At 67.3% G+C, this 23212-nt stretch carries 25 protein-coding genes; 19 read left to right on the top strand and 6 right to left on the bottom strand.

Going from position 1 to position 23212, the window contains the following annotated elements; genetic code table 11:
- Window positions 1-3: 3 nt before the first annotated feature.
- The 3 genes from DCN14_RS30170 (at window position 4) to rfaE2 (ending at window position 3235) form a co-directional block, all read left to right on the top strand.
- Window positions 4-1230, top strand: coding sequence for a patatin-like phospholipase family protein (locus tag DCN14_RS30170; protein ID WP_096507459.1), 1227 nt, complete (start codon window positions 4-6; stop codon window positions 1228-1230).
- A gap of 485 nt (window positions 1231-1715) precedes the next feature.
- On the top strand, window positions 1716-2594 hold the full coding sequence (locus DCN14_RS30160) for a diiron oxygenase (RefSeq protein ID WP_096507458.1): 879 nt from the start codon (window positions 1716-1718) through the stop codon (window positions 2592-2594).
- A 155-nt stretch (window positions 2595-2749) separates the two neighbouring features.
- A complete protein-coding gene (rfaE2, locus tag DCN14_RS30155; RefSeq protein WP_096507457.1) occupies window positions 2750-3235 on the top strand; it encodes a D-glycero-beta-D-manno-heptose 1-phosphate adenylyltransferase in 486 nt (161 codons plus the stop codon).
- 16 nt (window positions 3236-3251) lie between these two features.
- On the opposite strand, the gene DCN14_RS30150 is transcribed toward rfaE2, so the two are convergent.
- The 3 genes from DCN14_RS30150 to DCN14_RS30140 form a co-directional block, all read right to left on the bottom strand.
- On the bottom strand, window positions 3252-3494 hold the full coding sequence (locus tag DCN14_RS30150) for a hypothetical protein (protein ID WP_096507456.1): 243 nt from the start codon (window positions 3492-3494) through the stop codon (window positions 3252-3254).
- A gap of 227 nt (window positions 3495-3721) precedes the next feature.
- Window positions 3722-4510, bottom strand: coding sequence for a type III pantothenate kinase (locus DCN14_RS30145; RefSeq protein WP_096507455.1), 789 nt, complete (start codon window positions 4508-4510; stop codon window positions 3722-3724).
- A complete protein-coding gene (locus DCN14_RS30140; protein ID WP_096507454.1) occupies window positions 4507-5427 on the bottom strand; it encodes a biotin--[acetyl-CoA-carboxylase] ligase in 921 nt (306 codons plus the stop codon). The genes DCN14_RS30145 and DCN14_RS30140 overlap by 4 nt, the downstream gene beginning before the upstream one ends.
- Before the next feature lie 491 nt (window positions 5428-5918).
- Between DCN14_RS30140 and DCN14_RS30135 the strand changes: the two genes are divergently transcribed.
- The 3 genes from DCN14_RS30135 (at window position 5919) to DCN14_RS38140 (ending at window position 7552) form a co-directional block, all read left to right on the top strand.
- Window positions 5919-6473 (top strand): hypothetical protein, encoded by a 555-nt coding sequence (locus tag DCN14_RS30135; RefSeq protein WP_096507453.1) that lies wholly within the window; start codon window positions 5919-5921, stop codon window positions 6471-6473.
- The gene (locus DCN14_RS30130; RefSeq protein WP_096507452.1) at window positions 6463-7137 is read left to right on the top strand and encodes a M35 family metallo-endopeptidase; all 675 of its coding nucleotides are present in this window, start codon (window positions 6463-6465) and stop codon (window positions 7135-7137) included. Before DCN14_RS30135 ends, DCN14_RS30130 begins: the two co-directional genes overlap by 11 nt.
- Window positions 7138-7219: 82 nt before the next feature.
- Window positions 7220-7552 (top strand): OmpA family protein, encoded by a 333-nt coding sequence (locus DCN14_RS38140; protein WP_162826255.1) that lies wholly within the window; start codon window positions 7220-7222, stop codon window positions 7550-7552.
- A gap of 60 nt (window positions 7553-7612) precedes the next feature.
- Here DCN14_RS38140 and DCN14_RS30120 read toward each other — a convergent pair whose 3' ends face one another.
- Both DCN14_RS30120 and DCN14_RS30115 read right to left on the bottom strand, forming a co-directional pair.
- A complete protein-coding gene (locus DCN14_RS30120) occupies window positions 7613-8458 on the bottom strand; it encodes a tetratricopeptide repeat protein (protein WP_096507450.1) in 846 nt (281 codons plus the stop codon).
- 14 nt (window positions 8459-8472) lie between these two features.
- Window positions 8473-10542 carry a bifunctional 2',3'-cyclic-nucleotide 2'-phosphodiesterase/3'-nucleotidase gene (locus tag DCN14_RS30115; RefSeq protein ID WP_096507449.1) on the bottom strand — a complete coding sequence of 690 codons (2070 nt, stop codon included), beginning with the start codon at window positions 10540-10542 and terminating at the stop codon, window positions 8473-8475.
- A 284-nt stretch (window positions 10543-10826) separates the two neighbouring features.
- On the opposite strand from DCN14_RS30115, the gene DCN14_RS30110 reads away from it, so the two are divergent.
- The 10 genes from DCN14_RS30110 (at window position 10827) to DCN14_RS30065 (ending at window position 19894) form a co-directional block, all read left to right on the top strand.
- Window positions 10827-11951 carry an ABC transporter permease gene (locus tag DCN14_RS30110; protein WP_096507448.1) on the top strand — a complete coding sequence of 375 codons (1125 nt, stop codon included), beginning with the start codon at window positions 10827-10829 and terminating at the stop codon, window positions 11949-11951.
- Complete coding sequence (locus tag DCN14_RS30105) at window positions 11948-12892, top strand: ABC transporter ATP-binding protein (protein WP_096507447.1); 945 nt, start codon at window positions 11948-11950, stop codon at window positions 12890-12892. The genes DCN14_RS30110 and DCN14_RS30105 overlap by 4 nt, the downstream gene beginning before the upstream one ends.
- Window positions 12893-12916: 24 nt before the next feature.
- On the top strand, window positions 12917-13846 hold the full coding sequence (locus DCN14_RS30100) for an MlaD family protein (RefSeq protein ID WP_096507446.1): 930 nt from the start codon (window positions 12917-12919) through the stop codon (window positions 13844-13846).
- A 38-nt stretch (window positions 13847-13884) separates the two neighbouring features.
- Complete coding sequence (locus DCN14_RS30095; protein WP_096507468.1) at window positions 13885-14508, top strand: ABC-type transport auxiliary lipoprotein family protein; 624 nt, start codon at window positions 13885-13887, stop codon at window positions 14506-14508.
- 19 nt (window positions 14509-14527) lie between these two features.
- Window positions 14528-15679 (top strand): VanZ family protein, encoded by a 1152-nt coding sequence (locus DCN14_RS30090; protein WP_096507445.1) that lies wholly within the window; start codon window positions 14528-14530, stop codon window positions 15677-15679.
- A gap of 147 nt (window positions 15680-15826) precedes the next feature.
- Window positions 15827-16144 (top strand): ferredoxin, encoded by a 318-nt coding sequence (locus DCN14_RS30085; protein WP_006485233.1) that lies wholly within the window; start codon window positions 15827-15829, stop codon window positions 16142-16144.
- Window positions 16145-16157: 13 nt separating this feature from the next.
- Window positions 16158-16802 (top strand): alpha/beta hydrolase, encoded by a 645-nt coding sequence (locus tag DCN14_RS30080; protein WP_096507444.1) that lies wholly within the window; start codon window positions 16158-16160, stop codon window positions 16800-16802.
- A 498-nt stretch (window positions 16803-17300) separates the two neighbouring features.
- Window positions 17301-18611, top strand: a complete 1311-nt coding sequence (locus DCN14_RS30075; protein WP_096507467.1) for a D-alanyl-D-alanine carboxypeptidase family protein — start codon at window positions 17301-17303, stop codon at window positions 18609-18611.
- Between the two features lie 48 nt (window positions 18612-18659).
- Entirely contained in the window at window positions 18660-19586 is a 927-nt protein-coding gene (locus tag DCN14_RS30070) for a D-amino acid aminotransferase (protein ID WP_096507443.1), read from the top strand.
- Window positions 19586-19894, top strand: a complete 309-nt coding sequence (locus tag DCN14_RS30065) for a YbeD family protein (protein WP_011353335.1) — start codon at window positions 19586-19588, stop codon at window positions 19892-19894. Before DCN14_RS30070 ends, DCN14_RS30065 begins: the two co-directional genes overlap by 1 nt.
- Here the strand turns inward: DCN14_RS30065 and DCN14_RS30060 are convergent.
- Entirely contained in the window at window positions 19878-20864 is a 987-nt protein-coding gene (locus tag DCN14_RS30060; RefSeq protein WP_096507442.1) for a transcriptional regulator GcvA, read from the bottom strand. The genes DCN14_RS30065 and DCN14_RS30060 overlap by 17 nt on opposite strands.
- A 102-nt stretch (window positions 20865-20966) precedes the next feature.
- Here DCN14_RS30060 and DCN14_RS30055 point away from each other — a divergent pair, with 102 nt between their 5' ends.
- The 3 genes from DCN14_RS30055 to lipA all read left to right on the top strand — a co-directional run bounded on the left by DCN14_RS30055 (window position 20967) and on the right by lipA (window position 23117).
- Window positions 20967-21293 carry a DUF2917 domain-containing protein gene (locus DCN14_RS30055; protein ID WP_096507466.1) on the top strand — a complete coding sequence of 109 codons (327 nt, stop codon included), beginning with the start codon at window positions 20967-20969 and terminating at the stop codon, window positions 21291-21293.
- 83 nt (window positions 21294-21376) lie between these two features.
- Entirely contained in the window at window positions 21377-22132 is a 756-nt protein-coding gene (gene lipB, locus DCN14_RS30050) for a lipoyl(octanoyl) transferase LipB (protein WP_096507441.1), read from the top strand.
- The gene (gene lipA, locus DCN14_RS30045; protein ID WP_059451537.1) at window positions 22125-23117 is read left to right on the top strand and encodes a lipoyl synthase; all 993 of its coding nucleotides are present in this window, start codon (window positions 22125-22127) and stop codon (window positions 23115-23117) included. The genes lipB and lipA overlap by 8 nt, the downstream gene beginning before the upstream one ends.
- Window positions 23118-23212: the final 95 nt, after the last annotated feature.

The raw sequence follows: 23212 nt of genomic DNA, 5'->3' as shown, positions 1-23212 counted from the left end.
ATCATGCGGCTCGCGCTCGTTCTGATGGGAGGCGGCGCACGCGCCGCCTACCAGGTCGGCGTGCTGAAGGCGCTGGCCGAGATCGCGCGCGAGGCCGATCCGCACCGGCACACGCTGCCGTTCGCGGTCGTGTGCGGCTCGTCGGCCGGTGCGATCAACGCGACGTCGGTCGCAAGCCACGCGGACGATTTTTCGCACGGCGTGCGCCGCCTGCTCGAATTCTGGGAGCCGCTGCGCGCCGACTACGTGTATCGCACCGACTGGCTCGGCATTGCGGCGGCGGGCGCACGGTGGCTCGCGACGATGAGCTTCGGCTGGGCGGCGCGCCGTTCGCCGCGCGGGCTGCTCGACAACGCGCCGCTCGCGCACCTGCTGCAGCGCGAACTGAGTTTCCACCGGATCGAGCAGATGCTCGAGAGCCGCCTGCTGCACGCGCTCTCGATCACGGCGCTCAGCTATTCGAGCGGCCGGCACCTGACCTTCTACCAGGCCGCCGAACCGATCCAGGCCTGGCGGCGCGCGCAGCGCACCGCGCGGCTCGTCGACCTGTCGGCGTCGCACCTGCTCGCATCGTCGGCCATTCCGTTCGTGTTTCCGGCCGTGCCGCTCGTGCTCGACGGGCAGATCGAGTACTTCGGCGACGGGTCGATCCGGCAGGTCGCGCCGCTGTCGCCGGCGATCCACTTCGGCGCGGACCGGATCGTCGTGATCGGCGCGGCCGATCCGCGTCCCGAGATTCCCGCCGCGAACGGCTCGGGACTGGTGCGCGGCTATCCGACGCTCGCGCAGATCGGCCAGCAGGTGCTCGCCAGCGTGTTTCTCGATTCGATCGGCTCGGACATCGAGCGGATCGAGCACATCAACCGGATGATCGAGCACCTGCCGCACCAGGTCGAGGTGGACAGCGGCTGGCGGCACGTCGACGTGCTCGCGATCGCGCCGTCCGAGCGCATCGAGCTGATCGCCGCGAAACACCTGAAGCAGATGCCGGCGACGATGCGCGGATTGCTCGGCGCGATCGGCGGCAGCCAGCCTGCCGGCGCGTCGTTCGCGAGCTACCTGTTGTTCGAGGAGGCGTTTACGCGCGAGCTGATCGAGCTCGGCTACCGCGACGGGCGTGCGCAGCGCGAGACGCTGGCCGGCTGGATCGCGCATGCCGACGGCAGCAGCGCGGCGGCGGCCGGCATGTCGCCGGAAGGCGGTCGCGCGGCCGGCGAAATGCGGGTCTGACGCGCACCGAATGCACCCATAGGACGCCATGCTTACAGACGGGTTGCATTTTCGCGACGGTTGCCCGCGACCGATCGCCGCACCGCGGTTGGCGGCGCGCGACCGGGCCGGCGTCTCGGAACGGACATGTACGCATGCTATTATGGCCGCCGCCGTATATACCATATCGAGCAGCCCGCCGGTCCGGCTGCCGCGCGGGAACCCGTCCGGGAGCCGTGTGGCGCAGGGGACGGGCTCGCCAATGAGCCGGCTTGCGCCGGCCCCCACATCAGGCACGCGCAGCCGGTTCCGTTCGAGTGGAGCGGGGCTGCGGCGTGTCACGAGGCGGCAGCGCGGCCGCCGGCTGCCGGACGTGGAATCCGCGTCCGGGGGGCGAATTCACGCGTAAAATTAGAATCTTGGCTGCAAAAAGCGCGCTCGCGCGCCCACGCGGCAACAGTCACGTTTAGAGAAGTCGCATTGCGCAGAACAGGGGTGGGACCATCATGAACACCATGCTTTATCCGGAACTTTACAGGTCGCTCGAAGCTGTCCGCTGGGACATGGAGAAGGACATTCCGTGGGACAAGTTCGACGCTTCACTGCTCACCGACGAGCAGGCGAAGACGATCAAGATGAACGCGATCACCGAATGGTCGGCGCTGCCCGCGACGGAGATGTTCCTGCGCGACAACCAGCATGACAGCGACTTCTCCGCGTTCATGAGCGTCTGGTTCTTCGAAGAGCAGAAGCACTCGCTCGTGCTGATGGAATACCTGCGCCGCTTCCGCCCGGAAATGGTGCCGACCGAGGAAGAGTTGCACGCCGTGCGCTTCCAGTTCGATCCGGCGCCGCCGCTCGAGACGCTGATGCTGCACTTCTGCGGCGAAATCCGCCTGAACCACTGGTATCGCTGCGCGGCCGACTGGCACACCGAGCCGGTCATCAAGCAGATCTACGAAACGATCTCGCGCGACGAAGCACGTCACGGCGGCGCGTACCTGCGCTACATGAAGAAGGCGCTGAACAACTGCGGCGACGTCGCGCGTGCGGCGTTCGCGAAGATCGGCGTGCTGATGGCGTCGGCGCGTCGCACCGAGAAGCCGCTGCACCCGACCAACCTGCACGTGAACCAGGCGCTGTTCCCGCGCGACACCGTGCAGTCGCGCCTGCCGGATCCGGAATGGCTCGAGCGCTGGCTCGACGAGCAGATCCGCTTCGACGGCGACTGGGAAAAGAAGGTCGTCGACCGGATCCTGCACAACCTGTCGATCCTGTTCGAGCGCACGTTCGCGACCGCGCAGGAGCTGAACCGCTACCGCAAGGAAGTCACCGGCCGCCTGCAGTCCGAAAGCGGCCCGTCGTCGGCCGCGCAACCGGCCTGAGGCCGACAGGCATCGCTCCCGGCGTGAAGTCGCGCCGGTCGCGATCGCCGCGCTGCATCCACGCATGAAGCCCGCCCGGCCATCCGGCGGGCTTTTTATCTGGCGCCGCCGTATTTCGTCGCGACGCGCATCGCTTACTCCACCCGACCTCCGTCATGCCCGCTACCTTCGAACGCAAGCTGATCACCCGCGACGCCCTCGTTGCCCTGCGCGCGTCGCTGACTTCGCCCGTCGTGTTCACGAACGGCGTGTTCGACATCCTGCACCGTGGTCACGTCACGTATCTCGCCGACGCCCGGGCGCTCGGCGCGTGCCTGATCGTCGGCGTGAACAGCGATGCGTCGGTGCGCATGCTCGGCAAGGGCGACGACCGTCCGATCAACCGCGAGGAAGACCGGATGGCGCTGCTCGCGGCGCTTGAAAGCGTCGACTGGGTCGTGAAGTTCGAGGAGAAGACGCCCGTGTCGCTGATCGATGCCGTTCGCCCGGACATTCTCGTGAAGGGCGGCGACTACGACATGGACGCGCTGCCGGAATCGGCACTGGTGCGCGGCTGGGGCGGGCGGGCGCTCGCGATTCCGTTCGAGCACGACCGCTCGACCACGGCGCTGCTGAAGAAGGTGCGCGCGCAGCAGTCCTGACGCGAGTGTCGCGCCGTCAGGGCGCGGAGGCCGCGAGCGGCTCGGCCGTGACGGCCGGCGCGGCGATCGGGCCGCCGATCACGGGTTGATCGCTCGCCTGCGCGAGCGGCGTCGCGCGCAGCGCGTCGGGCTGTACTTGCCGGGATAGCACGCCCGGTTCGCGCGGGCCCGCTGCCGGCAGCGGCCAGAACACGCCGCGCACCAGCACGAACGCGAGCAGGTTGGCGAGAAAGAGAACAGCGATCAGCCAGCGCAGCATCGTCGATACTCCTCGTCGTTGGTCAGTCGTTCCACCATTCAGTCCCGTCGGGCCGGCCGTCTGGCCGGCTTTTTCATTGCGGCCGACGGATCGTTCGCGGCGGCCCGGCCGCGTGTGCGCGCTGCCGTGTGCATCCGTCTGCATGGGGGCAGGCCTGCCGTCATCGTGGCGAAACTCGCGGCACGGGCTTTCGGCCGTGCCGCCGGCGCGATGCCGGCCGCTTTCCGTCAATCCTGCGCCGCCGTTTCCGCGGCAATCAGCGCGAGTCCCGACAGGATCAGCGCGTCGTGCCGCGTATGCGGCAGCGGCAGCGCACGCGCGACGTCGTCGGCCGCGCCGCCGGCCAGCACGAGCCGAACCGGCGCCTGCCATGCCTCGACGAGATCGCGCCACGCGCGCTCGATCAGCCCCGCCTGCGCATACAGGCAGCCGGCCGACAGCGAGCGCGGCGTATCGACCTGGAACGGTTCGGCCTGCGCGCCCGCGAGCAGCCCGCTCGCGATGTCGGTGGTGAGCGTCGGCAACTGCGCGGTGTGCGTGCCGAGCGCGCGCATCATCAGCGCCCAGCCCGGCGCGATCAGCCCGCCAGTGAAGCGGCCGTCCGCACGCAGTGCCTCGAGCGTCGTCGCGGTGCCGAACGTCGCAATCAGCACGTGTTCGTCCGGGAACGCCGCGCGCGCGCCGATCAGGCCGGCCCAGCGGTCGCTGCCGAGCTGTTCGGGCGTCGTATAGCCGTTCGTCACGCCGCACTGCACGGGACGCGAGCGTATCGTCGTGCGCGGCAGGCTCGGCCAGCGTGCGTCGAGCAATGCGTCCAGTCGCGCGGCCACGTCGGCGCCCGCGACGTTCGAGATCCAGGCGCCGCGCGGACGCGGCAGGCTCGACCAGTCGGGATCGGCGCCGCCGTCACGCGTATGGCCGAACGCGCCCGTGTCGACGAGCGTGCGCTGCGCGTCGGCGAGCGCCCACTTGATTCGGCTGTTGCCGGCGTCGATCAGCAGATGCGGTTCGCTCATTGTGCTTCGCGCAGCGACACGTCGCCGGCCGCGATCGCCTGCATGCCGTCCGGCGTGTCGAGCAGCAGCTGGCCGGTTGTGTCGATGCCGGTCGCGATGCCGCGCACGCGTTCGACGCCCTGTTCGAGCAGCACGACTTCGCGCCCTGCATACGCGTGCAGCGCGTGCCAGCGCGGCAGGAACGGTGCGAGCCCGTCGGTCCCGAACTGCGCGAGCGCGGGTGTCAGGGCGTTCAGTGCGGCGGCGAGCGTGTCGGTGAGGTTCGCCGATGCGCACGCGGCCGACAGCGCGGCCGGCGGCAACCCGCTCGCGAGCGTCGCTTCGCGCGCGCGCAGCGCGTCGACCTGCGCGGCGACGGCTTCCGCGCCGCGCACGTTGATGCCGAAGCCGATCACGACGGCGGTCGCGTTGGCGGCGGTCCAGACGGTTTCGATCAGGATCCCGGCGAGCTTGCCGACGATGCGCGGCGTGCCGTCGTCGATGGCCGTCAGCAGCAGGTCGTTCGGCCATTTGAGCGCGACGCGCGTGCCGGCGTCGAGCGGCAGCGCCGCGAGCCCTTCCGCGAGCGCGACGCCGATCGCGATGCTCAGGCCGCCGAGCGCGTCGACGGAGCGCGGCACGATGCAGCCGACCGAGCACAGCAGCGCGTTGCCGGGCTGCGCGAACCACGGACGGCCTTGCCGGCCGCGGCCGGCCGTCTGCTCGAACGCGACGCGCACGAGCGGCGCGGGCAGCGCGTTCGCGGTGCGCGGCAGCGCCTTGAGGCGGGTCGCGACGTCGGCGTTGGTCGAGCCGGTGGCGGCGACGATATCGAGCGGCCACGCGCGCGGCGCGGCATCCAGGTGCGCCTCGAGCCGGTTGCGCGCGATGTGCGCGTCGCCGGAATCGGGCGTGTCGGAGGAGGTGGGGGCGTTCATGGGGGCTATTGTAGCGACAGGGGGGGCGGGGCGCGTCGGTAAGGAGGCGGTGATCGATCTGTTTGAAGTATGAGCGGCGATCGGTGTAACGCATTAAGCGCGAATGTACCGTTGCTCCTCTGGGCGGGCGTGCATCCTGGCGAAGGCGCATCGACACACGTAAAACAGTACCTTTCGCGTTTTTGGAATGCCTATCGGGAAACCATAATCGACCGACGTCGACTGATTAGGATTTCGAATTCGTCTGATTGATTCTCCTATTCCAATCGCGCATTTTGGAACAGCGAGTGTTTCGCCAATCAATGATGAAAGGAAATTCAGATGAGTCGTAGCGGGCACGCGTTACCAAGGATTGCTTTGGCGGTCGTCTGTCGGCGTATGCCGCGAGGAGACGGAGGCATTACCGGCAGGTCGACAGCCGCCGGATTTGCAGCGAGGGGCGCTGTCGTTGACGAAAACCGGCGGAGCGCGATGGGTCGAGGTGGCGCAGCATGATCCGCTATTTCCTCGCCAGAGGCGATCGGGGTGGCAGTGCCACGATTACGGAGGGGTTGGAGTCCGTCACGTGTTCCAATCCACCGCCACGCGTGCAGATCGCCACGCTCTACATGAAAACCTATTGCTCGGCCTGTATGCAGGAAGGGTTTGTCTCGCCGAAAGGCCCGAGGTTGCCTGGCAGAGCGCCAAATGGCCAGCCATGGGCGTTGAGCGGAGATGTCAATGCATGCGGGTGCAATCCGCCGCCTGTCTTCCATGCCGAGCGAGGTATGAGGATGTTTGTCGGCCACACGTCTGCGGTTGAGCCGAAAGAACCAGGAAATGGAATTTCGCACCGGCCAATTGCTGATGCTGAATACGACGAGCAGTATGTATTGAAAAACGCGAAGACCGGGCGGCCTTTGGCCCGTGTGTCATACCGAATACATACCAGTTCCGGCGAGCTCTTCAGTGGCACGACCGATAGTACAGGGCATACACAGCGCGTTGCTACGCGCTGCGCGGAGAAACTGAGAATCGAGATAGTCGAGAAGAACGATGCCGCATGATGACTACGAGTACGTGACTGTACACGACTCAGCAGTGACAAACACCGTGCATGGCTCGAAGGTGGAACTTTTACTGGCCGTCGACGAACCACCAATCTGTGAAAACATGACCGATGCGGAATTTCGTACGAGAGTCCTGACTTTACGCGACGACGCCGTGAAAATAATCGCGCAGCGAATTGACGAGCTTGATGCCTGGAAAGGGCCCGCACGGGCAAGAGTCAGGGAGTGGTTTGGGATAGCCGACGAGCCTATTCGAAGTGTGCTGACGAATGGGTTGGCCGCCCTGGTTACGGTCATGAATGGATTGGCGGCAAGGAATTTCGTTCGCTCCGATCCCGAACTTGATAGGGCACTGGGATGTACGCCCAATACCAAGAATCTAGCTGGAGAGGTTGCGCACGTTTGCGGTCCCGATACTGCAACGCATACGATATCGATTACCCCCAAGTTCTGTGAGCTGCCAGACACGAGTGCAGGCACATTTTCCTCGATGCAACTTACCATTGTTCACGAATGCGCTCATTTTCTTGATACGTTCGGAGCGCTTGACTACAAGAACACCTATGGACAATTCCTCAGCAAGCGGCTCGCTAAGGAAAATCCAGCAATGGCAATTAGAAATGCAGACAATATTGCGTGGTATATCCTGTGCGTCGATTAGTCTTGTGGCGCTGTGTGCTTCAAGTGCTGCGTTTGCTTGCAGTTTTGCATTGCAATATTCGAGTAAGCTCGAGCACGGCGCCGTGACCATTTCGAATGTCGACAGGGTGGCCCTAGCCAGCTTGTTGATTACTGTTCGGAACAGTGCCGCGAACAACGGTCCCGTCGTGATCTACGGATATTCCGATGAGCATGAGCGTGATGCAATTGCGATCGCCCGTAACCGGGCGATCGCTGTCCAGGCGTATCTGCTCGATCTCGGTGTTTCGAAAGATCGAATTCATGTCGAATCTAAAATATGGCGAAGTAACTCCGTTGTCCCGCCGGGCGAGCGCAACCAAGTGGAGCTTGAGTTCATTCCGGCGTGTTCATCGGATGGTTGCGATAACCCATGCGAACTGTCCGAAACTCGCTAGCACGCCTGCGCGCGGTTCGTGCCGCCGCCGCGCATTCCCCCCCGAGCTACCGAAACACCGTCACGGCGCCACCACCGGATGCTTCAACGCATGCGCGGTCTCGATCCACTGCGCGTGGAATTCGTCCGCATCGGGCTTGAGCCCCAGCTCGCCGTTGCGATACGCCATTGCGAGCGTCTGCACGGCTTCCGGCAACTCGTGTTCCGCCGCACGGTGATACAGCGCGAGCGCGCGCGCCTCGTCGCGCGGCACGCCGCTGCCGTCGCGGTACGCGTTCGCGAGCATGAAGTCCGCGGCCGGGATGTCCGCACGCGATGCGAGATCGAACCAGTGCGCGGCCTGCACGGGATCGGCGGCGGTGCCGTAGCCGCTGCGATAGATCAGCCCGAGGTAATACGCGGCCGCCGGATCGCCATGCTCGGCTGCTTCGCCGAGCAGGACGCGGGCGCGCGCATAGTCCTTCGGGATGTCGCCGCTGCCGAGCAGCAGCGCCTTGCCGAGCGCGAGCTGCGCACGCCGCGCGGCCGGCGTGTCCGCCTTCCCGTCGTCCTGCACGGCCGTCTCGAGCCAGCCGCGCCCTTCATCGCGCAGCCCCGGCTCGCGCGCATCGACGAGCGCGATGCCGAGCGCCGCCTGCGCGTCGCCCGACCCGCGCCGCGCGAGGGTGCGCAATTGCGCGAGCGCATGCGGCTCGACGGCCTGCGTGACCATTGCCTGCCACTCGTCGAGCTGCGCGGCGCTCGGCGCGGGGCCGGTCGCGCGCCAGCCGGTCGCCGCCGCGGCGACCGCGACAGTCACGGCGGTTGCCGCAAGCAGCGCGGCCGGCGGGAGTTTCGCGCGCAGCAGGCGCCGCGCGGTGGCGGCGAAGCCGGCTTCGGCCGGCCGCATCGTCCGGATCGGTTGCATCACGGGTCTCATGGTCATTGCGTCAGGTCGATCTCGTAGACGGCGAGGTTCTTGCCGGAGCCGTCGTCGGCCGCGACCTGCGTGATGCCGGTCAGCCCGGCCGACGTGGCGTCGCCGAGCCGGTTGGGTGCCGACGCGAACTGCACGTGCGCGACCGAGCTCGCGAGCTTCGTGAAGCGCCAGCTGCGCTGCGCGCCGTCGGCCGCGCGCGTGATCTTGCCGCGCTGCTTCACGAACGCGATCAGCACGTCGCGGTTCGCGTCGGGCGACGCGAAGATCGTCTTGCTGCCGTCGAGGCCCGGGAAGTTGCCGCCGCCGCTCGCGCGGTAGTTGTTGGTCGCGACGATGAACTGCGCGTTCGCATCGATCGGCGCGCCCTTGTACGTCAGGTTCCTGATCCGGCTGCCGACGGGCTGCGTGACGTCGATCTCGTATGCGAGATCGGCGGACGTGAACATGTCGAAGTTGTAGCCGGGGAAGCTGCTGACGAGCGGCTGCACGGTCGCCTTGGTCGGGTCGATCGTGTTGAAGCGCTTCGCGGCCGTCTCGAGCCAGTTCTTCACGTCGGCGCCGCTCACCTTCACCGCGTACACGGTGTTCGGATACAGGTACAGGTCGGCCGCGTTGTTGATCGCGAGCGCGCCCGGCGCGACGTCGGTGTAGTCGCTGCCGCCGCCGAAGCCGCTCTTGAACGGCGCGCTGACCGACAGCACCGGCAGCGACGCGTATTGCGGCAGGTTCGCCTGCACGTAGGTCCGCACGTAGTCGGCCTGCGCCTCGTTGACGATCTGGATCGCACCCGGATCGCCGACGTCCGCGAAGTACGAGTTCATCCGGTAGTCGGTCGAGCCGATCGGCGTCTTCACGTAGTCGATGGTCGCCTGGTGTTCGGCGGCGATCGCGGCGGACACCGACGGATCGGCGGCGACGTAGCTCTTGTCGGCGTTCTGGATCGGCCGCGCCTCGACGGTCGTCTGCGACTTGTCGACGCTCCATGCCTTGCCGTCGAACCTCAGGCCGAGCTTGATTACGCCGAGATGCTTGCCCCAGTAGTTCGCCATCACGGTCGGCACGCCGTTGACGGTGCCCTTCACCTTGTCGACGCCCGGCAGGTTGAACTGCGCGACCGTGCTGTTCGCGTCCGGGAACACCTGGTGCGAGTGGCCGATCAGCATCGCGTCGATGCCGGGCACCTTCGACAGCCACCAACTGCCGTTTTCCATCGTCGGCGAATACGCGGCGTCGTCGAGGCCGCCGTGCGAGATCGCGACGACGAGATCGGCGCCCTTCGCGCGCATCTCCGGAATGTACTTCTCGGCTGCTTCCTTCAGGCCCGTCGTGTAGACCTTGCCGTCGAGCCAGCGCTTGTCCCAGCTCATGATCGCCGGCGGCGTGAAGCCGATGATGCCGATCTTCACCGGCGCGCTGACCGTCGTGCCGTCCGGCGCGACGGCCGTTACCGTGCGGGTCAGGATCGTGTACGGCGTGAACAGCGGTGCGTTGGTCTTCGCGCTGATCACGTTCGAGAGCACCTGCGGGAAGTTCGGGCCCGCGCACTTCTTCTGCTGCGCGGGGGCCGGCAGCCCGTCGACGTCGAACGTGTTGCCGGTCACCTGCGACAGGTACGGCAGCCCGTAGTTGAACTCGTGGTTGCCGATGCCGCCGCCGTCGAACTTCGCGGCGTTCATCACCTTGTAGATCGCGAGCGTCTGGTCGCAGCCGACCGGCTTCACGAGCGCCTGGTAGTCCGACAGCGCGGTGCCCTGGATCGTGTCGCCGTTGTCGAGCAGCAGCGTGTTCGGGTACTGCGCGCGCGCCTGCGCGATCAGCGTCGACACGCGTTCGAAACCGAGCGAGTCGTCCGCGGCGAGCTTGAAATAGTCGTACGACAGCACGTTGGTGTGCAGGTCGGTCGTCTCGAGCAGCGCGAGCGTGGCGGTCGTGCCGGCGGGGGCCTGGGCCTGCGGCTGCGACGATGACGGCGAGGCGACGTCGTCGCCGCCGCAACCGGCGAGGGCGAAGGCGAGGCTGGCGAGCGCGGCGGCGCCGGTCACGCGGCGGCGGGAAAGCGGGGGGAGACGCATCGATTGTCCTGTTCGGTGTTCTGTTCTATGAGTCGCGACGAATCGCGAGGCGCGCCGCGAGATGGCGGCGCGGGCGCCGACGGCCTGAGGTGCGGCGCGTGAGAGTATCGAAAGGAAACATGACGGAAGAATGAAAGGTGGGCGCGCGGCGAACGATGCGGCGGTCCGCGGCGGGTGTCGACGCCTGCCGCTCCCGGCCGCGCGCCCTGACGGAAATCCTCACGTCGCGGCGCCGGACGGTTCGCTACAATGGCCGCTGTCATCCTTTTGCAAACAACCCGCCTTTGGACTTCGAGACTCCTCCCGGCCTGTCGGTCGACGCCGGCGGTCAGGGCCAGACGGTGCGCCTGTACGGCCAATGGACTGCGCTCGCGCTCGCGCGCAATCGCGGCGCGGTTGCGCGCCGCGTTGCGGGCATCGCGTCCGGGCGCGTGAGCGAATGGGATCTGTCGGGTATCGAACGGCTCGACCACGTCGGCGGTCAGGCGCTGTGGCGCGTATGGGGCCGCAAGCTGCCGGACGGTGTCGCGCTGAGCGCGACGCAGCGCACCATCTTCGAGCGCATCGAACGCCTCGACAGCGAGCGCGAGGCGCCCGAGCGCATCGTGCGCGTCGATCCCGTCACGCGGCTCGGCCAGACGATCTTCTCGTTCGGCGAACACCTGCAGGGCGGCATCGCGATGTTCGGCCTCGTGATCCTCGACGCGCTGTCGGTGCTGCGCCGCCCGCAGACGATGCCGTGGAAGGAAACGTCGGCGAACATCTACAGCGCCGGCGCGCAGGCGCTGCCGATCACCGCGCTGGTCGCGTTCCTGATCGGCATCGTGCTCAGCTATCTGTCCGCGCAGCAGTTGCAGATGTTCGGCGCGAACCGCTACATCGTGAACATCCTCGGGCTGTCGGTGATCCGCGAGCTCGGGCCCGTGCTGTCGGCGATCCTCGTCGCGGGCCGCTCCGGGTCGGCGATCACCGCGCAGATCGGCGTGATGCGCGTGACCGAGGAGCTCGACGCGATGCGCGTGATGGGCATCCCGCACGGGCTGCGGCTGATCCTGCCGCGCGTGCTCGCGCTGGGTGTCGCGATGCCGCTGCTCGTGATGTGGACCAACATCATCGCGCTGACGGGCGGCGCGCTCGCCGCGAAGATGGTGCTCGGCATCGACGTCAATTACTTCGTGCGCTCGCTGCCGGGCGTCGTGCCGATCGCGAATCTGTACATCGGCGTTGGCAAGGGCGTCGTGTTCGGCATGCTGATCGCGCTGGTCGCGTGCCATTTCGGTTTCCGGATCAAGGCGAACTCGCAGAGCCTCGGCCAGGGGACGACGACGTCGGTCGTCACGTCGATCACGATCGTGATCCTGGCCGACGCCGTGTTCGCGATCCTGTTCCAGAACGTGGGGCTCGGATGAACGCGTCGAAAGAAACGGCGGCCGATGCCGCGGTGGCCGGTGCCGCGACTGCCCATGCGGCGGCCGTCGGCGCCGGATCGGCCGGCACGCCGCCGGCCGCCGAGGTGCGCGGCGACGACCTCGTGATCGAGGTGCGCAACCTGACCAAGCGCTACGGGCGCAACGTCGTTCACCAGAAGCTCGATTTCGACGTGCGGCGCGGCGAGATCGTGGCGGTCGTCGGCGGCTCGGGTTCGGGCAAGACGACGCTGGTGCGGCAGATTCTCGGCCTCGAGCGGCCGACGTCGGGCACGATCAAGGTGTTCGGCCAAGACACGTCGACGATCGACGACGCGAGCGCGCGGATGATGCGCACGCGTTCCGGGATGCTGTTCCAGCAGGGCGCGCTGTTCTCGTCGATGACGGTGTTCGACAACGTCGCGCAGCCGTTGCGCGAGCTCGGCCGCGTGCCGCCCGACCTGCTGCACGACATCGTGATGCTGAAGCTCGAGATGGTCGGGCTGCCGTGCAAGCACGCGTCGAAGATGCCGGCCGCGCTGTCGGGCGGGATGATCAAGCGGGTCGGCATCGCGCGCGCGATCGCGCTCGAGCCCGAGCTGCTGTTTCTCGACGAGCCGACCGCCGGGCTCGACCCGCAGGCCTCCGACGAATTCGTCGAGCTGATCGCGACGCTGCATCGCACGCTCGGGCTGACGGTCGTGATGGTGACGCACGATCTCGACACGATGGTCGCGCTGTCGACGCGCGTGGCGGTGCTGGCCGACCGCAAGGTGCTGGTCGCAGCACCCGTCGAGGAGGTCGCGAACGTCGACCATCCGTTCATCCACGAATATTTCCTGGGGCTGCGCGGGCGCCGCGCCCTGCAGGCGCTGCCGCCCGAGCGGCGCGCGAAGCTGCCGAAGGCGGCCCTCGAACCGGCGCTGTCCAGCGTCGAGCTGTAACCGGCAAGGACAAGGAACCCTCCGATGGAAAACAAATCACATGCGTTCTGGGCCGGCCTGTTCACGATCGCGCTGACGCTGGCGATCGCGGGCACCGTGTTCTGGTTCAATGTCGACCGCACCGTGCGCGTGCCGTACGACCTGCTCGCGCGCACCAACGTGACGGGCCTGTTCCCCGATGCGGCCGTGCGCTTTCGCGGCCTCGACGTCGGCAAGGTGCAGTCGATCGGCTTCGATCGCACGCATCCGGGACAGATCCGGATCCGGATCATGGTCGACCACGACGCGCCGATCACGCAGTCGACCTACGGCAGTCTCGGTTTCCAGGGCGTGACGGGCATCGCGTTCGTGCAGCTCGAGGATACGGGGCGCGACCTTGCGCCGTTGCCGTCGTCGCCGAAGGCGATCGCGCAGATCCCGATGCGGCCGAGCCTGTTCGACCAGATCCAGGAGCGCGGCGACGTGCTGCTGCGGCAGCTCGAGCAGGCCGCGAAAAGCGCGAATGCGCTGATGTCGCCGGAGATGCGCGAACAGCTGCGCGCGACGGCCGAAAGCCTGCAGCACGCGGCGGACGGGGCGACGACGCTGTCGAAGCAGCTTGCGCCGGCGGTGGCCGCGCTGCCGGAGACGATGCACGAAGTGAATCGCACGATGGCGTCGGCCAACACGCTGCTGCAGCCGAACGGGCCGCTCGTGTCGAACCTGAACAAGGCCGGCACGGCCGCGGAGCAGGTCGGCATCACGCTGAACGATCTCAACGCGCGTGTGCAGTACGACACGCTGCCACGCTTCAATGCGCTGGCGGGCACCGTCGGCGACGCGTCGCGGCAATTGAAGGACGTTGCCGGTGAACTTGGCCGCAACCCGAGCAGTCTGTTGTTCGGTTCGCCCGGCTCCGCGCCCGGGCCCGGCGAAGCGGGCTTCGTCTGGCCGAGTGCGACGGCCGGGCAGTAACGCCCATCGAAACCGGAAACATCATGCAGGATCACGCCATGCCACGAATTCTTGATCGCGCGCTGCGGCCGGCCGCAGCCGCGCTCGCGGTGCTGACGCTCGCGCTCGCCGCCGGCTGTGCCGGCAACAATGCCGCGCTGTCGAACGTTCGCTACGACCTCGGGCCGGCCGCGCCGGTCGTGACGGCCGGCACCGGCCCCGCGCTGAAGGTGCTCGACGTCGCCGCGCCCGACGGGCTCGACTCGGACAAGTTCGTCTACCGCCTCGCGTACGCGGATGCGCAGCGCATGGCCGTCTATCGCGACAGCCGCTGGACCGCGCCGCCCGCGCAGTTGCTCACGCAGCGGCTGCGCGGCGCGCTGTCGTCGCGCGGCGCGGTGCTCGAAGGCTCCGACGGCGTACGCGCGCCGACGCTGAAGGTCGACCTGAACGAATTCGAGCAGGTGTTCGACGGGCAGTCGCAGAGTCATGGCGCGGTCACCGCGCGCGCGACGCTGATGCAGGACGGCAAGGTGCTCGGCCAGCGCACCTTCGTCGCGCGCGCGCCGTCGAGCACGCCCGATGCGGCCGGCGGCGCGCGTGCGCTCGCGGCCGCGAGCGACGAGCTCGTGTCGCAGATCGCCGCCTGGGTCGGCGTGCAGGCGTACGCGGGCACGCCGTGACGCGCGACGCGCGCTCGCGATGAACGCGCCGGACACGCATCGCGCGTCGTCGCTGGCGCGCCAGGCGTTTGCCGCCTACGCGGCGCTCGTCGTCTATGCGTCGCTGTATCCGTTCGGCGGCTGGGTGTCGCTCGGCATCGGGCCGTTCGACTACCTGCTCGCGCCGATGCAGCGCTACGTGACCGCGTTCGACGTGGTCACCAACGTGCTCGGTTACATGCCGTTCGGCGCACTCGGCGTGCTCGCGCTGCATCCGCGCTGGCGCGGGGTGGCCGCGACGCTGATCGTCAGCGTGCTGGGCGTGCTGCTGTCGGGATCGATGGAAGCGCTGCAGACCTACCTGCCGACGCGCGTCGCGTCGAATCTCGATCTCGCGGCCAACGCGCTCGGCGCGCTGCTCGGCGCGGCACTCGCGGCACCCGCCACCGGTGCGCTGCTCGATCGCGGCGCGCTGCGCCGGCTGCGTTTCGCGTGGTTCGAAACCGACGGCTCGACGCCGCTGCTGCTCGCCGGGCTGTGGCCGTTCGCGATCCTCTTTCCGTCGCCGTTCCTGTTCGGCATCGGCGACTGGCCGGCCGCGCTGTGGGAGCGTGTCGACGGATCGATGCAGGACGCGCTGCTCGCGTGGCTGCCGGCCGTGTGGCAGGTGAGCCAGTGGCCCGAGCGCGTCGACGGCTGGCTGTCCGATTCCGCATGGGAAGCCGTGCTCGGCGGGCTGATGCTGTTCGCCGTGCTGGCGATCGCGTCGCTCGCGATGCGCGCCGCCGCCCCGCGCGTGCGACTCCTGATCGCGTTCGTCGTCGCGACGCTCGTGCTGAAGGCGGCCGCCACATTCATGCAGTCGACCACCGGCCTCGTCGTCGTGTGGGCGACGCCCGGCGCGCGGCTCGGCATCGAGCTCGGCTTCGCGGCGGCGCTGATCGCGTTGCGCGTGCCGGCCACGTGGCGCGCCATGCTCGCGGCGCTCGCGCTGCTGGCCGGCGTGGCGCTCGTCAACCTGCTGCCGGTCAATCCGTTCTTCGACTTCACGCTGTCGGGCTGGCGGCAGGGCCGCTACGTGCATTTCAACAGCATCGCGCGCTGGCTCGCGTGGATGTGGCCCTATGCGGCGCTGATCTGGCTCGGCCTGCGCGTCGAGCGCGCGTGGCTGCCCGCGGCGGTGCGGCGCTGACGCGGCGATTCCGGCGGGGCGGCCGCGGCTCGGTCGCGGGCAGCGGCGCGCGCTGCTCGTTATAATCGTCCGCATCCTCGATTGCACGGCACCGCGGCAATCGCCCCTCTTTTCGCCCGGCACCGCGCCGGGCCGCACGTCACCATCATGGATTCCTACTACCAGCACCACGTTTTCTTCTGCCTGAACCAGCGCGATCCGGGCGCCGAGCGTCCGAGCTGCGCGCAATGCGATGCGCAGACCATGCAGGAATACGCGAAAAAGCGCGTGAAGGAACTCGGCCTCGCGGGCCCCGGCAAGGTCCGCATCAACAAGGCCGGCTGCCTCGACCGCTGCGAGGAAGGGCCCGTGATGGTCGTGTATCCGGAAGGCACGTGGTACACGTACGTCGACCAGGCCGACATCGACGAGATCGTCGAATCGCACCTGCGCGACGGCAAGGTCGTCGACCGCCTGAAGATCTGAGCGGGCCGGCCGAATGAACGTTCATACGCAGAAGTCGCTGATCGCCGGCCCGGTCGGGCAGATCGAAATCGCGGTCGACGTGCCGGATGCCGTGCGCGAAGGCCGCGCCGCGCCGCGCGGCATCGCGCTCGTCGCGCATCCGCACCCGCTGTTCGGCGGCACGATGGACAACAAGGTCGCACAAACGCTTGCGCGCACGCTCGTCCAGCTCGACTACGTGGTGTACCGGTCGAACTTCCGCGGCGTCGGCGCGACCGAAGGCGTGCACGACAACGGCATCGGCGAAGCGGACGACCTGCTCGCGGTGCTCGCGCACATGCGCGCGCAGCCGGCCTATGCGGACCTGCCGATCGTGCTCGCGGGCTTCTCGTTCGGCACCTTCGTGCTGTCGCACGTCGCGAAGCGGTTGCGCGACGCGGGCGAGGCGATCGAGCGGATGGTGTTCGTCGGCACGGCCGCGAGCCGCTGGCAAGTCGCCGACGTGCCGGAGAACACGCTCGTGATCCACGGCGAAACCGACGACACGGTGCCGATCGCGTCGGTGTACGACTGGGCGCGGCCGCAGGAACTGCCGGTCGTCGTGATCCCCGGCGCCGAGCATTTCTTCCATCGCAAGCTGCACGTGCTGAAGCGCATCATCGTCGACGCGTGGCGTTGATCCGCTGAACCGGGCGGCGCCGATGCCGCCGCCCGTCGCGTGGCGCGTTGCCCGACGGCTACACGCCGCACGGCAGCCGGTCGCACCGGGTTTCGACACGGTCGCACCGGCTGTCCGCCACGCGGCGCAACCCGACTTGCACACTGCCTGCGCACGCCTTTCGCACGGCTTCGATCGCCATCGCCGGCCGTGAAGCCGCGCTATCCTCTGGAAGCCGATGCGCGCCCGCCCGGCGCACGGTTCGCGAAAGTGCTGTTCGCGGCCACGTATAATGGCCGCATTTCGCGTCGCCCGCGGCCCGGCTGGGCCCATGCGGCGCTCGTTTCGCCGCCTGTCCGCCCGCTCGCGACGGCCGCGAACCGAACGCGTCCGCACGAGTCCAACCGGCGCGTTTCACGTCGCCCGACGAAGTCGGGCGAATGGCCGAAACGCCCGCCGCCTTGCCGTTCAACCCTGCGCGTTTCGCGCCGCACTTTCTGCCATCAGCCTGAATCGATCATGCGTCTGTCACCCCAAGGCCTCAAGTCCCTCGCTTCTTCCATCGCCTTCGGCACCGCCGCGCGCAACGTCGCGCTGGGCGTGATGCTGCCTGTCGCGCTCGCGTCGACGATCGTCGTCGCCGAGGCGAAGCCGGCCGCCAAGGCCCGGGCCGCGCATGCGGCGCCCGCCGCCGAGCAGTTCACCGGCGCGCCCGCGACCTTCATGCCGGGCGCGGTGCCGCCGCCGGGCGTGAACGCGCGTTCGTGGGTGCTCGTCGATGCGACGAGCAACACGGTGCTCGCGTCGGGCAACGCCGACGAACGCGTCGAGCCCGCGTCGCTGACGAAGCTGATGACGGCCTACCTGGTGTTCGAGGCGCTCGACAAGAAGAAGATTTCGATGGAGCAGATCGTCACGCCGAGCGATGCGGTGCGCCGCGTCGGCCACGACGAGTCGCGCATGTTCATCGAGGCGAACAAGCCGGTGTCGGTGCACGACCTCGTGTACGGGATGATCATCCAGTCGGGTAACGACGCGGCGATCGCGCTGGCCGAACTGGTCGGCGGCAGCGAAGGGCAGTTCGTCACGATGATGAACGACGAGGCCGCGCGCCTCGGCATGAAGGGCACGCACTTCGCCGACGTGAACGGCATGCCCGACCCGAACCACTACACGACGGCCGGCGACCTCGCGAAGCTGTCCGCGCACCTGATCCGCGATTTTCCGCAGTACTACAGCATCTTCTCGGAGAAGGAATTCAAGTACAACAACATCCGCCAGGGCAACCGCAACCGGCTGCTGTGGCTGGATCCGACGGTCGACGGCCTGAAGACGGGCCATACGCAAGCGGCCGGCTACTGCCTGATCGCATCGGCCAAGCGCGCGATCCCGGGCGTCGACGGCCAGCGCCGCCTGGTGTCGGTGATGATGGGCGAGCAGAAGGAAGGCGAGCGTACGCAGGACAGCATGAAGATGCTGAACTACGGCTATAGCGCGTTCGATGCGGTGCGCCTGTTCAAGGGCGGCCAGGCGATGTCGACGCCGCGCATCTACAAGGGCAAGGAAAACACCGTGCAGGTCGGCGTGAAGGGCGACCAGTGGGCGACCGTGCCGCGCGGCCTCGGCGACAAGGTCAAGACGGAAGTCGACGTGAACGCGCCGCTGATTGCGCCGCTCGCGGAAGGCCAGCAGGTCGGCACCGTGAAGATCGTCGCCGACGGCAAGACGCTGTCGGAATTCCCGGTCGTCGCGCTGCAGGCCGTGCCGGAAGCGGGTATCTTCGGACGTATCTGGGACTCGATCCTGCTGATGTTCAGCAAGAAGAAGTAAGCGCGACGGGCCTTTGTTTTTACGACTTCATCCCCATCTGGTATAGCCATGAGCCAAGCCGAATTCGAACCGATCGTCTACCTCAGCGTGTCGTCGCAGGAGGAGCTGGTGCCGCTGTCGCAGGCCCGTGTTCCGGTGCTCGACCGCGGGTTCATCTTCGGCGATGGCGTGTATGAAGTCGTGCCCGTTTATGCGCATGACGGCGCGCACGTGCCGTTCCGGATCGAGCAGCATCTGGACCGGCTCGCGCGCAGCCTGAAGAAGATCGGCATCGACAACCCGCACGACGCGGCCGGCTGGCGCGCGCTGATCGAGCGCGTGCTCGCCGCGAACGCGGAAGGCCTCGTCGACGGCAACGCGCTCGTCTACCTGCAGGTGACGCGCGGTGTCGCGAAGCGCGGCCACGCGTTCCCGCCGAATGCGGTGCCGACGGTGTTCGCGATGACGAGCCCGTTGCGCCTGCCGCCGGACGAAGAGCGCGCGCAGGGCGTGCGTTGCGTGACGGCCGAGGATCGTCGCTGGCTGCATTGCGACATCAAGTCGGTTTCGCTGCTCGGCAACGTGCTGATGGCGCAGCATGCGGCCGAACACGATGCGTTCGAGACGATTCAGCTGCGCGACGGCAACCTGACCGAAGGTTCGTCGTCGAACGTGTGGGTCGTGAAGAACGGCGAACTGATGGCGCCGCCGCGCAGCAACAAGATCCTCGAAGGGATCCGCTACGCGCTGGTCGAGCAGTTGGCCGACGAGTGCGGGATTTCGTTCGTCGCGCGCGAGATCAGCGAGGTCGAGCTGCGCTCGGCCGACGAAATCATGATCACGTCGGCCACGAAGGAAATCCTGCCCGTCACGTCGCTCGACGATCTGCCCGTGAAGGGCGGCAAGCCGGGCCCCGTATTCGCGGCGTTGTACGACGCGTACCAGCGCGCGAAAGCGCGCGAGTTTGAACAGTTTGACCTAACCCGGAGAAAGTGATGAGCGAACCGACCAAAACCATCGAGGTCACCGGCGCGATCGATACCCGGAAGGAGTCGCTGCTGGAGTTTCCGTGCGATTTCCCGATCAAGATCATGGGCAAGGCGCACCCGGAATTCAAGGACACGATCTTCAAGGTCGTGGCCGTTCACGACAACGAGATCGACGTCGAGAAGATCGAAGAGCGTGCATCGAGCGGCGGTAACTACACCGGCCTCACGATCACCGTGCGCGCGACGAGCCAGGAGCAGCTCGACAACATCTACCGCGCACTGACCGGCCATCCGATGGTCAAGGTCGTGCTGTAACGCCCTTCCATCCTCCTTCCTGCGCGCACTCGGCGGGGGTCTTCCCCGCCGCGCGCCGCGCGTCCAGCTCGTCGCACAGCAGCTTGAACTTGGCGACTTCCTCGAGAATCCACGTCCTGAACGCCTGCACGCGCGGCGTGTTCAGAAGCGGCGGCGGACACACGAAAAAATAGTGCCACGGGCTCGGCCCGTCGATGTCGAACAGGCGCACGAGGCGTCCGTCGAGCAGGTCGTGCACCGCGAGCGAGCGGCGTATCAGCGCGATGCCCTGGCCGTCGATCGCGGCCAGCAGCAGGTTCGACGAATCCTGATACAGAATCCCGCGTTTCGGCTCGGTCAGCGTGTCGAGCCCCGCCGCGTCGAACCACGGCCGCCACAGCTCGTCGTCCGAGCGCAGCAGGTTGTAGTGCACGAGATCGGCCGGCGTTTGCGGCAGCTTGCCGCCGTTCAGCGTCGGCGCGCAGGCCGGAAAGAACACCTCTTCGAACAGCGGCTCGACGTGCAGCCCCGGATAGTTGCCGAAGCCGAAGCGGATCGCGAGATCGACGTCGTCGCGCGCGAAATCGGTCAGCGTGTTGGTCGACTGCAGTTCGACGTCGATTTCCGGATGCCGCTCGATGAACGTGCCGATGCGCGGCGTGACGAAGCGGGCGGCGAACGACGACAGCATCGACACCACCAGCCGCCGGTCGCGATCGCTCGCGCGCACTTCGCGCGTCGCGTCGGACAGCATCATCAGCGCGGTGCGTACCTGCTGCGCGTAGCGCATGCCGGCGCCGGTCAGGCACAGCCGCTTGCCGTTGCGCGTGAACAGCTGCACGCCCAGCTCCTCCTCGAGCGCGCGCACCTGGTGGCTGACCGCGCCGTGCGTGACGAACAGTTCGTCGGCGGCGCGGGAGAAATTCTCGTGACGGGCAGCGGCTTCGAACGCGCGAATCGCATTCAGCGCAGGGAGCTGGCGGAGGTCCATTTGCTAATTTTCCTCACATCGACGTGAAAATTGGTCGTTTGGTCGGGCGCCTTTAAGTGACTACGATTGTAGCCATCGAAGCACTTATTGGCGGAGTCGATCATGCAAGAAATTTCCTCAAGCATCACGTTCGAAATTCCTACTGGCGAAACCGTGCCGATGCGGGTGCAACGCAGCACGCGCCTGACGGTTCAATGCGGGCCCGTCTGGGCGACGCGCAGCAACGACGTCGAAGACTACTTCCTGGTCGACGGCGACACGCTCAAGCTGCGCCGCGGCGAGCGGCTGTGGCTCAGCGCGGAAAGCGGGCACGGCGCGCACGTCGCGTTCTCGGTGTCGCGGCCGCCCGCGGAAGTCGCGCTCAGCGGGCTCGCGCGGCTGCGCAATCGCGTGAGCGCGCTGCTTCACGACGGCTGGCGCACCGTCTGACGGACCTTTCGTCCGACGGATCCGTGCGATCCGTCCCCTTCCAGGGCCGGCGAGACCCATGGGTTTTCGGTAAACTACCGCCCATGTCCGTCTCGCCGGTTTTCATCGTGCCCACGCCTGTTGCCGTTTCCGAATCGCCCGCCGGGTCCCCGGTTCAGCCCGTGTCGCCGGTCATCGTGCGCTGGCGGGGCAGCGAGGCCTACGAGACGAGCTTCGACGCGATGCGCGCGTTCACCGACACGCGCACGGCCGACACCGGCGACGAGATCTGGGTCGTCGAGCATCCGCCCGTCTACACGCTCGGCCAGGCCGGCGACCCGGCCCACCTGCTGGTGGCCGACAGCGGCGTGCCGCTCGTGAAGGTCGACCGCGGCGGACAAATCACCTACCACGGCCCCGGCCAGATCGTCGTCTACCTGCTGCTGGATCTGCGCCGGCGCAAGCTGATGGTGCGCACGCTCGTGACGAAGATCGAGGAGGCCGTGATCGAAACCCTCGCGGCGTATAATCTCGCTTCGGTCCGCAAGGCGGGCGCGCCGGGAATCTACGTGGCATCCGGCATGCACGAAGGCGCGAAAATCGCGGCCCTCGGCCTGAAGATCCGTAACGGTTGCAGCTATCACGGGCTGAGCCTGAACGTGAAGATGGATCTGCGCCCGTTTCTTGCGATCAACCCGTGCGGCTATGCCGGACTGGAAACCGTCGACATGGCGAGCCTCGAGGTTGCCGCCGACTGGAACGACGTCGCCCACACACTGGTGGGTCGTCTGATTGCCAACCTCGATGGCGAATCCGCGGCCGCCGACAAGCCGCAGGCACTGGAACATTCGAATGACTGACGTTACCGCTTCTCCCGCACCGGCCGATTCGGCCGCGACCCCGGCCTACGATCCGACCGCCAAGCAGAAGGCGCAGGCGAAGACGGCGCGCATCCCGATCAAGGTCATTCCGATCGAGAAACTGAAGAAGCCGGAGTGGATCCGTGTGAAGGCGGCCACCGGCAGTTCGCGCTTCAACGAGATCAAGACGATCCTGCGCGAGCACAATCTGCACACCGTGTGCGAGGAAGCGAGCTGCCCGAATATCGGCGAATGCTTCGGCAAGGGCACCGCGACGTTCATGATCATGGGCGACAAGTGCACGCGCCGCTGCCCGTTCTGCGACGTCGGCCACGGCCGTCCCGATCCGCTCGACGCCGACGAACCGAAGAACCTCGCGCGCACGATCGCGGCGCTGAAGCTGAAGTACGTGGTGATCACGAGCGTCGACCGCGACGACCTGCGCGACGGCGGCGCGGCCCACTTCGTCGAGTGCATCCGCGAAGTGCGCGAGCAGTCGCCGGAAACGCGCATCGAGATCCTGACGCCGGACTTCCGCGGCCGTCTCGACCGTGCGATCTCGATCCTGAACGCGGCGCCGCCCGACGTGATGAACCACAATCTCGAAACGGTGCCGCGGCTGTACAAGGAAGCGCGCCCGGGTTCGGACTACGCGCACTCGCTGAAGCTCTTGAAGGACTTCAAGGCGCTGCATCCGGACGTCGCGACGAAGTCGGGGCTGATGGTCGGCCTCGGCGAGACCGAAGAGGAAATCCTGCAGGTGATGCGCGACCTGCGCGCGCACGACGTCGACATGCTGACGATCGGCCAGTACCTGCAGCCGTCGGAGCATCATCTGCCGGTGCGTGCATACGTGCATCCGGATACGTTCAAGATGTACGAGGAAGAGGCGTACAAGATGGGCTTCACGCACGCGGCCGTCGGCGCGATGGTGCGGTCGAGCTATCACGCCGATCTGCAGGCGCATGGGGCAGGGGTGGTTTGATTGCTCGCTGGCGCTCAATGAATAAAAAAACCCGCTTTGCGGGTTTTTTTATTCGGTTCTTCGTCTCGATATCCTGACGAAGCAGCGCAGCGGCT

Source organism: Burkholderia sp. IDO3 (genome assembly GCF_003366075.1).
Taxonomy (GTDB): Bacteria; Pseudomonadota; Gammaproteobacteria; order Burkholderiales; family Burkholderiaceae; genus Burkholderia; species Burkholderia anthina.
This window is presented reverse-complemented; position numbering and strand designations above follow the sequence as displayed.

Coding starts and splice junctions, on each gene's coding strand:
- DCN14_RS30115 (WP_096507449.1), bottom strand. CDS start 10,542: ATGCGTCTCCCCCCGCTTTCCCGCCGCCGCGTGACCGGCGCCGCCGCG.
- DCN14_RS30160 (WP_096507458.1), top strand. CDS start 1,716: ATGAACACCATGCTTTATCCGGAACTTTACAGGTCGCTCGAAGCTGTC.
- DCN14_RS30060 (WP_096507442.1), bottom strand. CDS start 20,864: ATGGACCTCCGCCAGCTCCCTGCGCTGAATGCGATTCGCGCGTTCGAA.
- lipB (WP_096507441.1), top strand. CDS start 21,377: ATGTCCGTCTCGCCGGTTTTCATCGTGCCCACGCCTGTTGCCGTTTCC.
- rfaE2 (WP_096507457.1), top strand. CDS start 2,750: ATGCCCGCTACCTTCGAACGCAAGCTGATCACCCGCGACGCCCTCGTT.
- DCN14_RS30120 (WP_096507450.1), bottom strand. CDS start 8,458: ATGCAACCGATCCGGACGATGCGGCCGGCCGAAGCCGGCTTCGCCGCC.
- DCN14_RS30105 (WP_096507447.1), top strand. CDS start 11,948: ATGAACGCGTCGAAAGAAACGGCGGCCGATGCCGCGGTGGCCGGTGCC.
- lipA (WP_059451537.1), top strand. CDS start 22,125: ATGACTGACGTTACCGCTTCTCCCGCACCGGCCGATTCGGCCGCGACC.
- DCN14_RS30090 (WP_096507445.1), top strand. CDS start 14,528: ATGAACGCGCCGGACACGCATCGCGCGTCGTCGCTGGCGCGCCAGGCG.
- DCN14_RS30085 (WP_006485233.1), top strand. CDS start 15,827: ATGGATTCCTACTACCAGCACCACGTTTTCTTCTGCCTGAACCAGCGC.
- DCN14_RS30055 (WP_096507466.1), top strand. CDS start 20,967: ATGCAAGAAATTTCCTCAAGCATCACGTTCGAAATTCCTACTGGCGAA.
- DCN14_RS30095 (WP_096507468.1), top strand. CDS start 13,885: ATGCCACGAATTCTTGATCGCGCGCTGCGGCCGGCCGCAGCCGCGCTC.
- DCN14_RS30075 (WP_096507467.1), top strand. CDS start 17,301: ATGCGTCTGTCACCCCAAGGCCTCAAGTCCCTCGCTTCTTCCATCGCC.
- DCN14_RS30065 (WP_011353335.1), top strand. CDS start 19,586: ATGAGCGAACCGACCAAAACCATCGAGGTCACCGGCGCGATCGATACC.
- DCN14_RS30150 (WP_096507456.1), bottom strand. CDS start 3,494: ATGCTGCGCTGGCTGATCGCTGTTCTCTTTCTCGCCAACCTGCTCGCG.
- DCN14_RS30135 (WP_096507453.1), top strand. CDS start 5,919: ATGATCCGCTATTTCCTCGCCAGAGGCGATCGGGGTGGCAGTGCCACG.
- DCN14_RS30170 (WP_096507459.1), top strand. CDS start 4: ATGCGGCTCGCGCTCGTTCTGATGGGAGGCGGCGCACGCGCCGCCTAC.
- DCN14_RS30070 (WP_096507443.1), top strand. CDS start 18,660: ATGAGCCAAGCCGAATTCGAACCGATCGTCTACCTCAGCGTGTCGTCG.
- DCN14_RS30130 (WP_096507452.1), top strand. CDS start 6,463: ATGCCGCATGATGACTACGAGTACGTGACTGTACACGACTCAGCAGTG.
- DCN14_RS30080 (WP_096507444.1), top strand. CDS start 16,158: ATGAACGTTCATACGCAGAAGTCGCTGATCGCCGGCCCGGTCGGGCAG.
- DCN14_RS30145 (WP_096507455.1), bottom strand. CDS start 4,510: ATGAGCGAACCGCATCTGCTGATCGACGCCGGCAACAGCCGAATCAAG.
- DCN14_RS30100 (WP_096507446.1), top strand. CDS start 12,917: ATGGAAAACAAATCACATGCGTTCTGGGCCGGCCTGTTCACGATCGCG.
- DCN14_RS30140 (WP_096507454.1), bottom strand. CDS start 5,427: ATGAACGCCCCCACCTCCTCCGACACGCCCGATTCCGGCGACGCGCAC.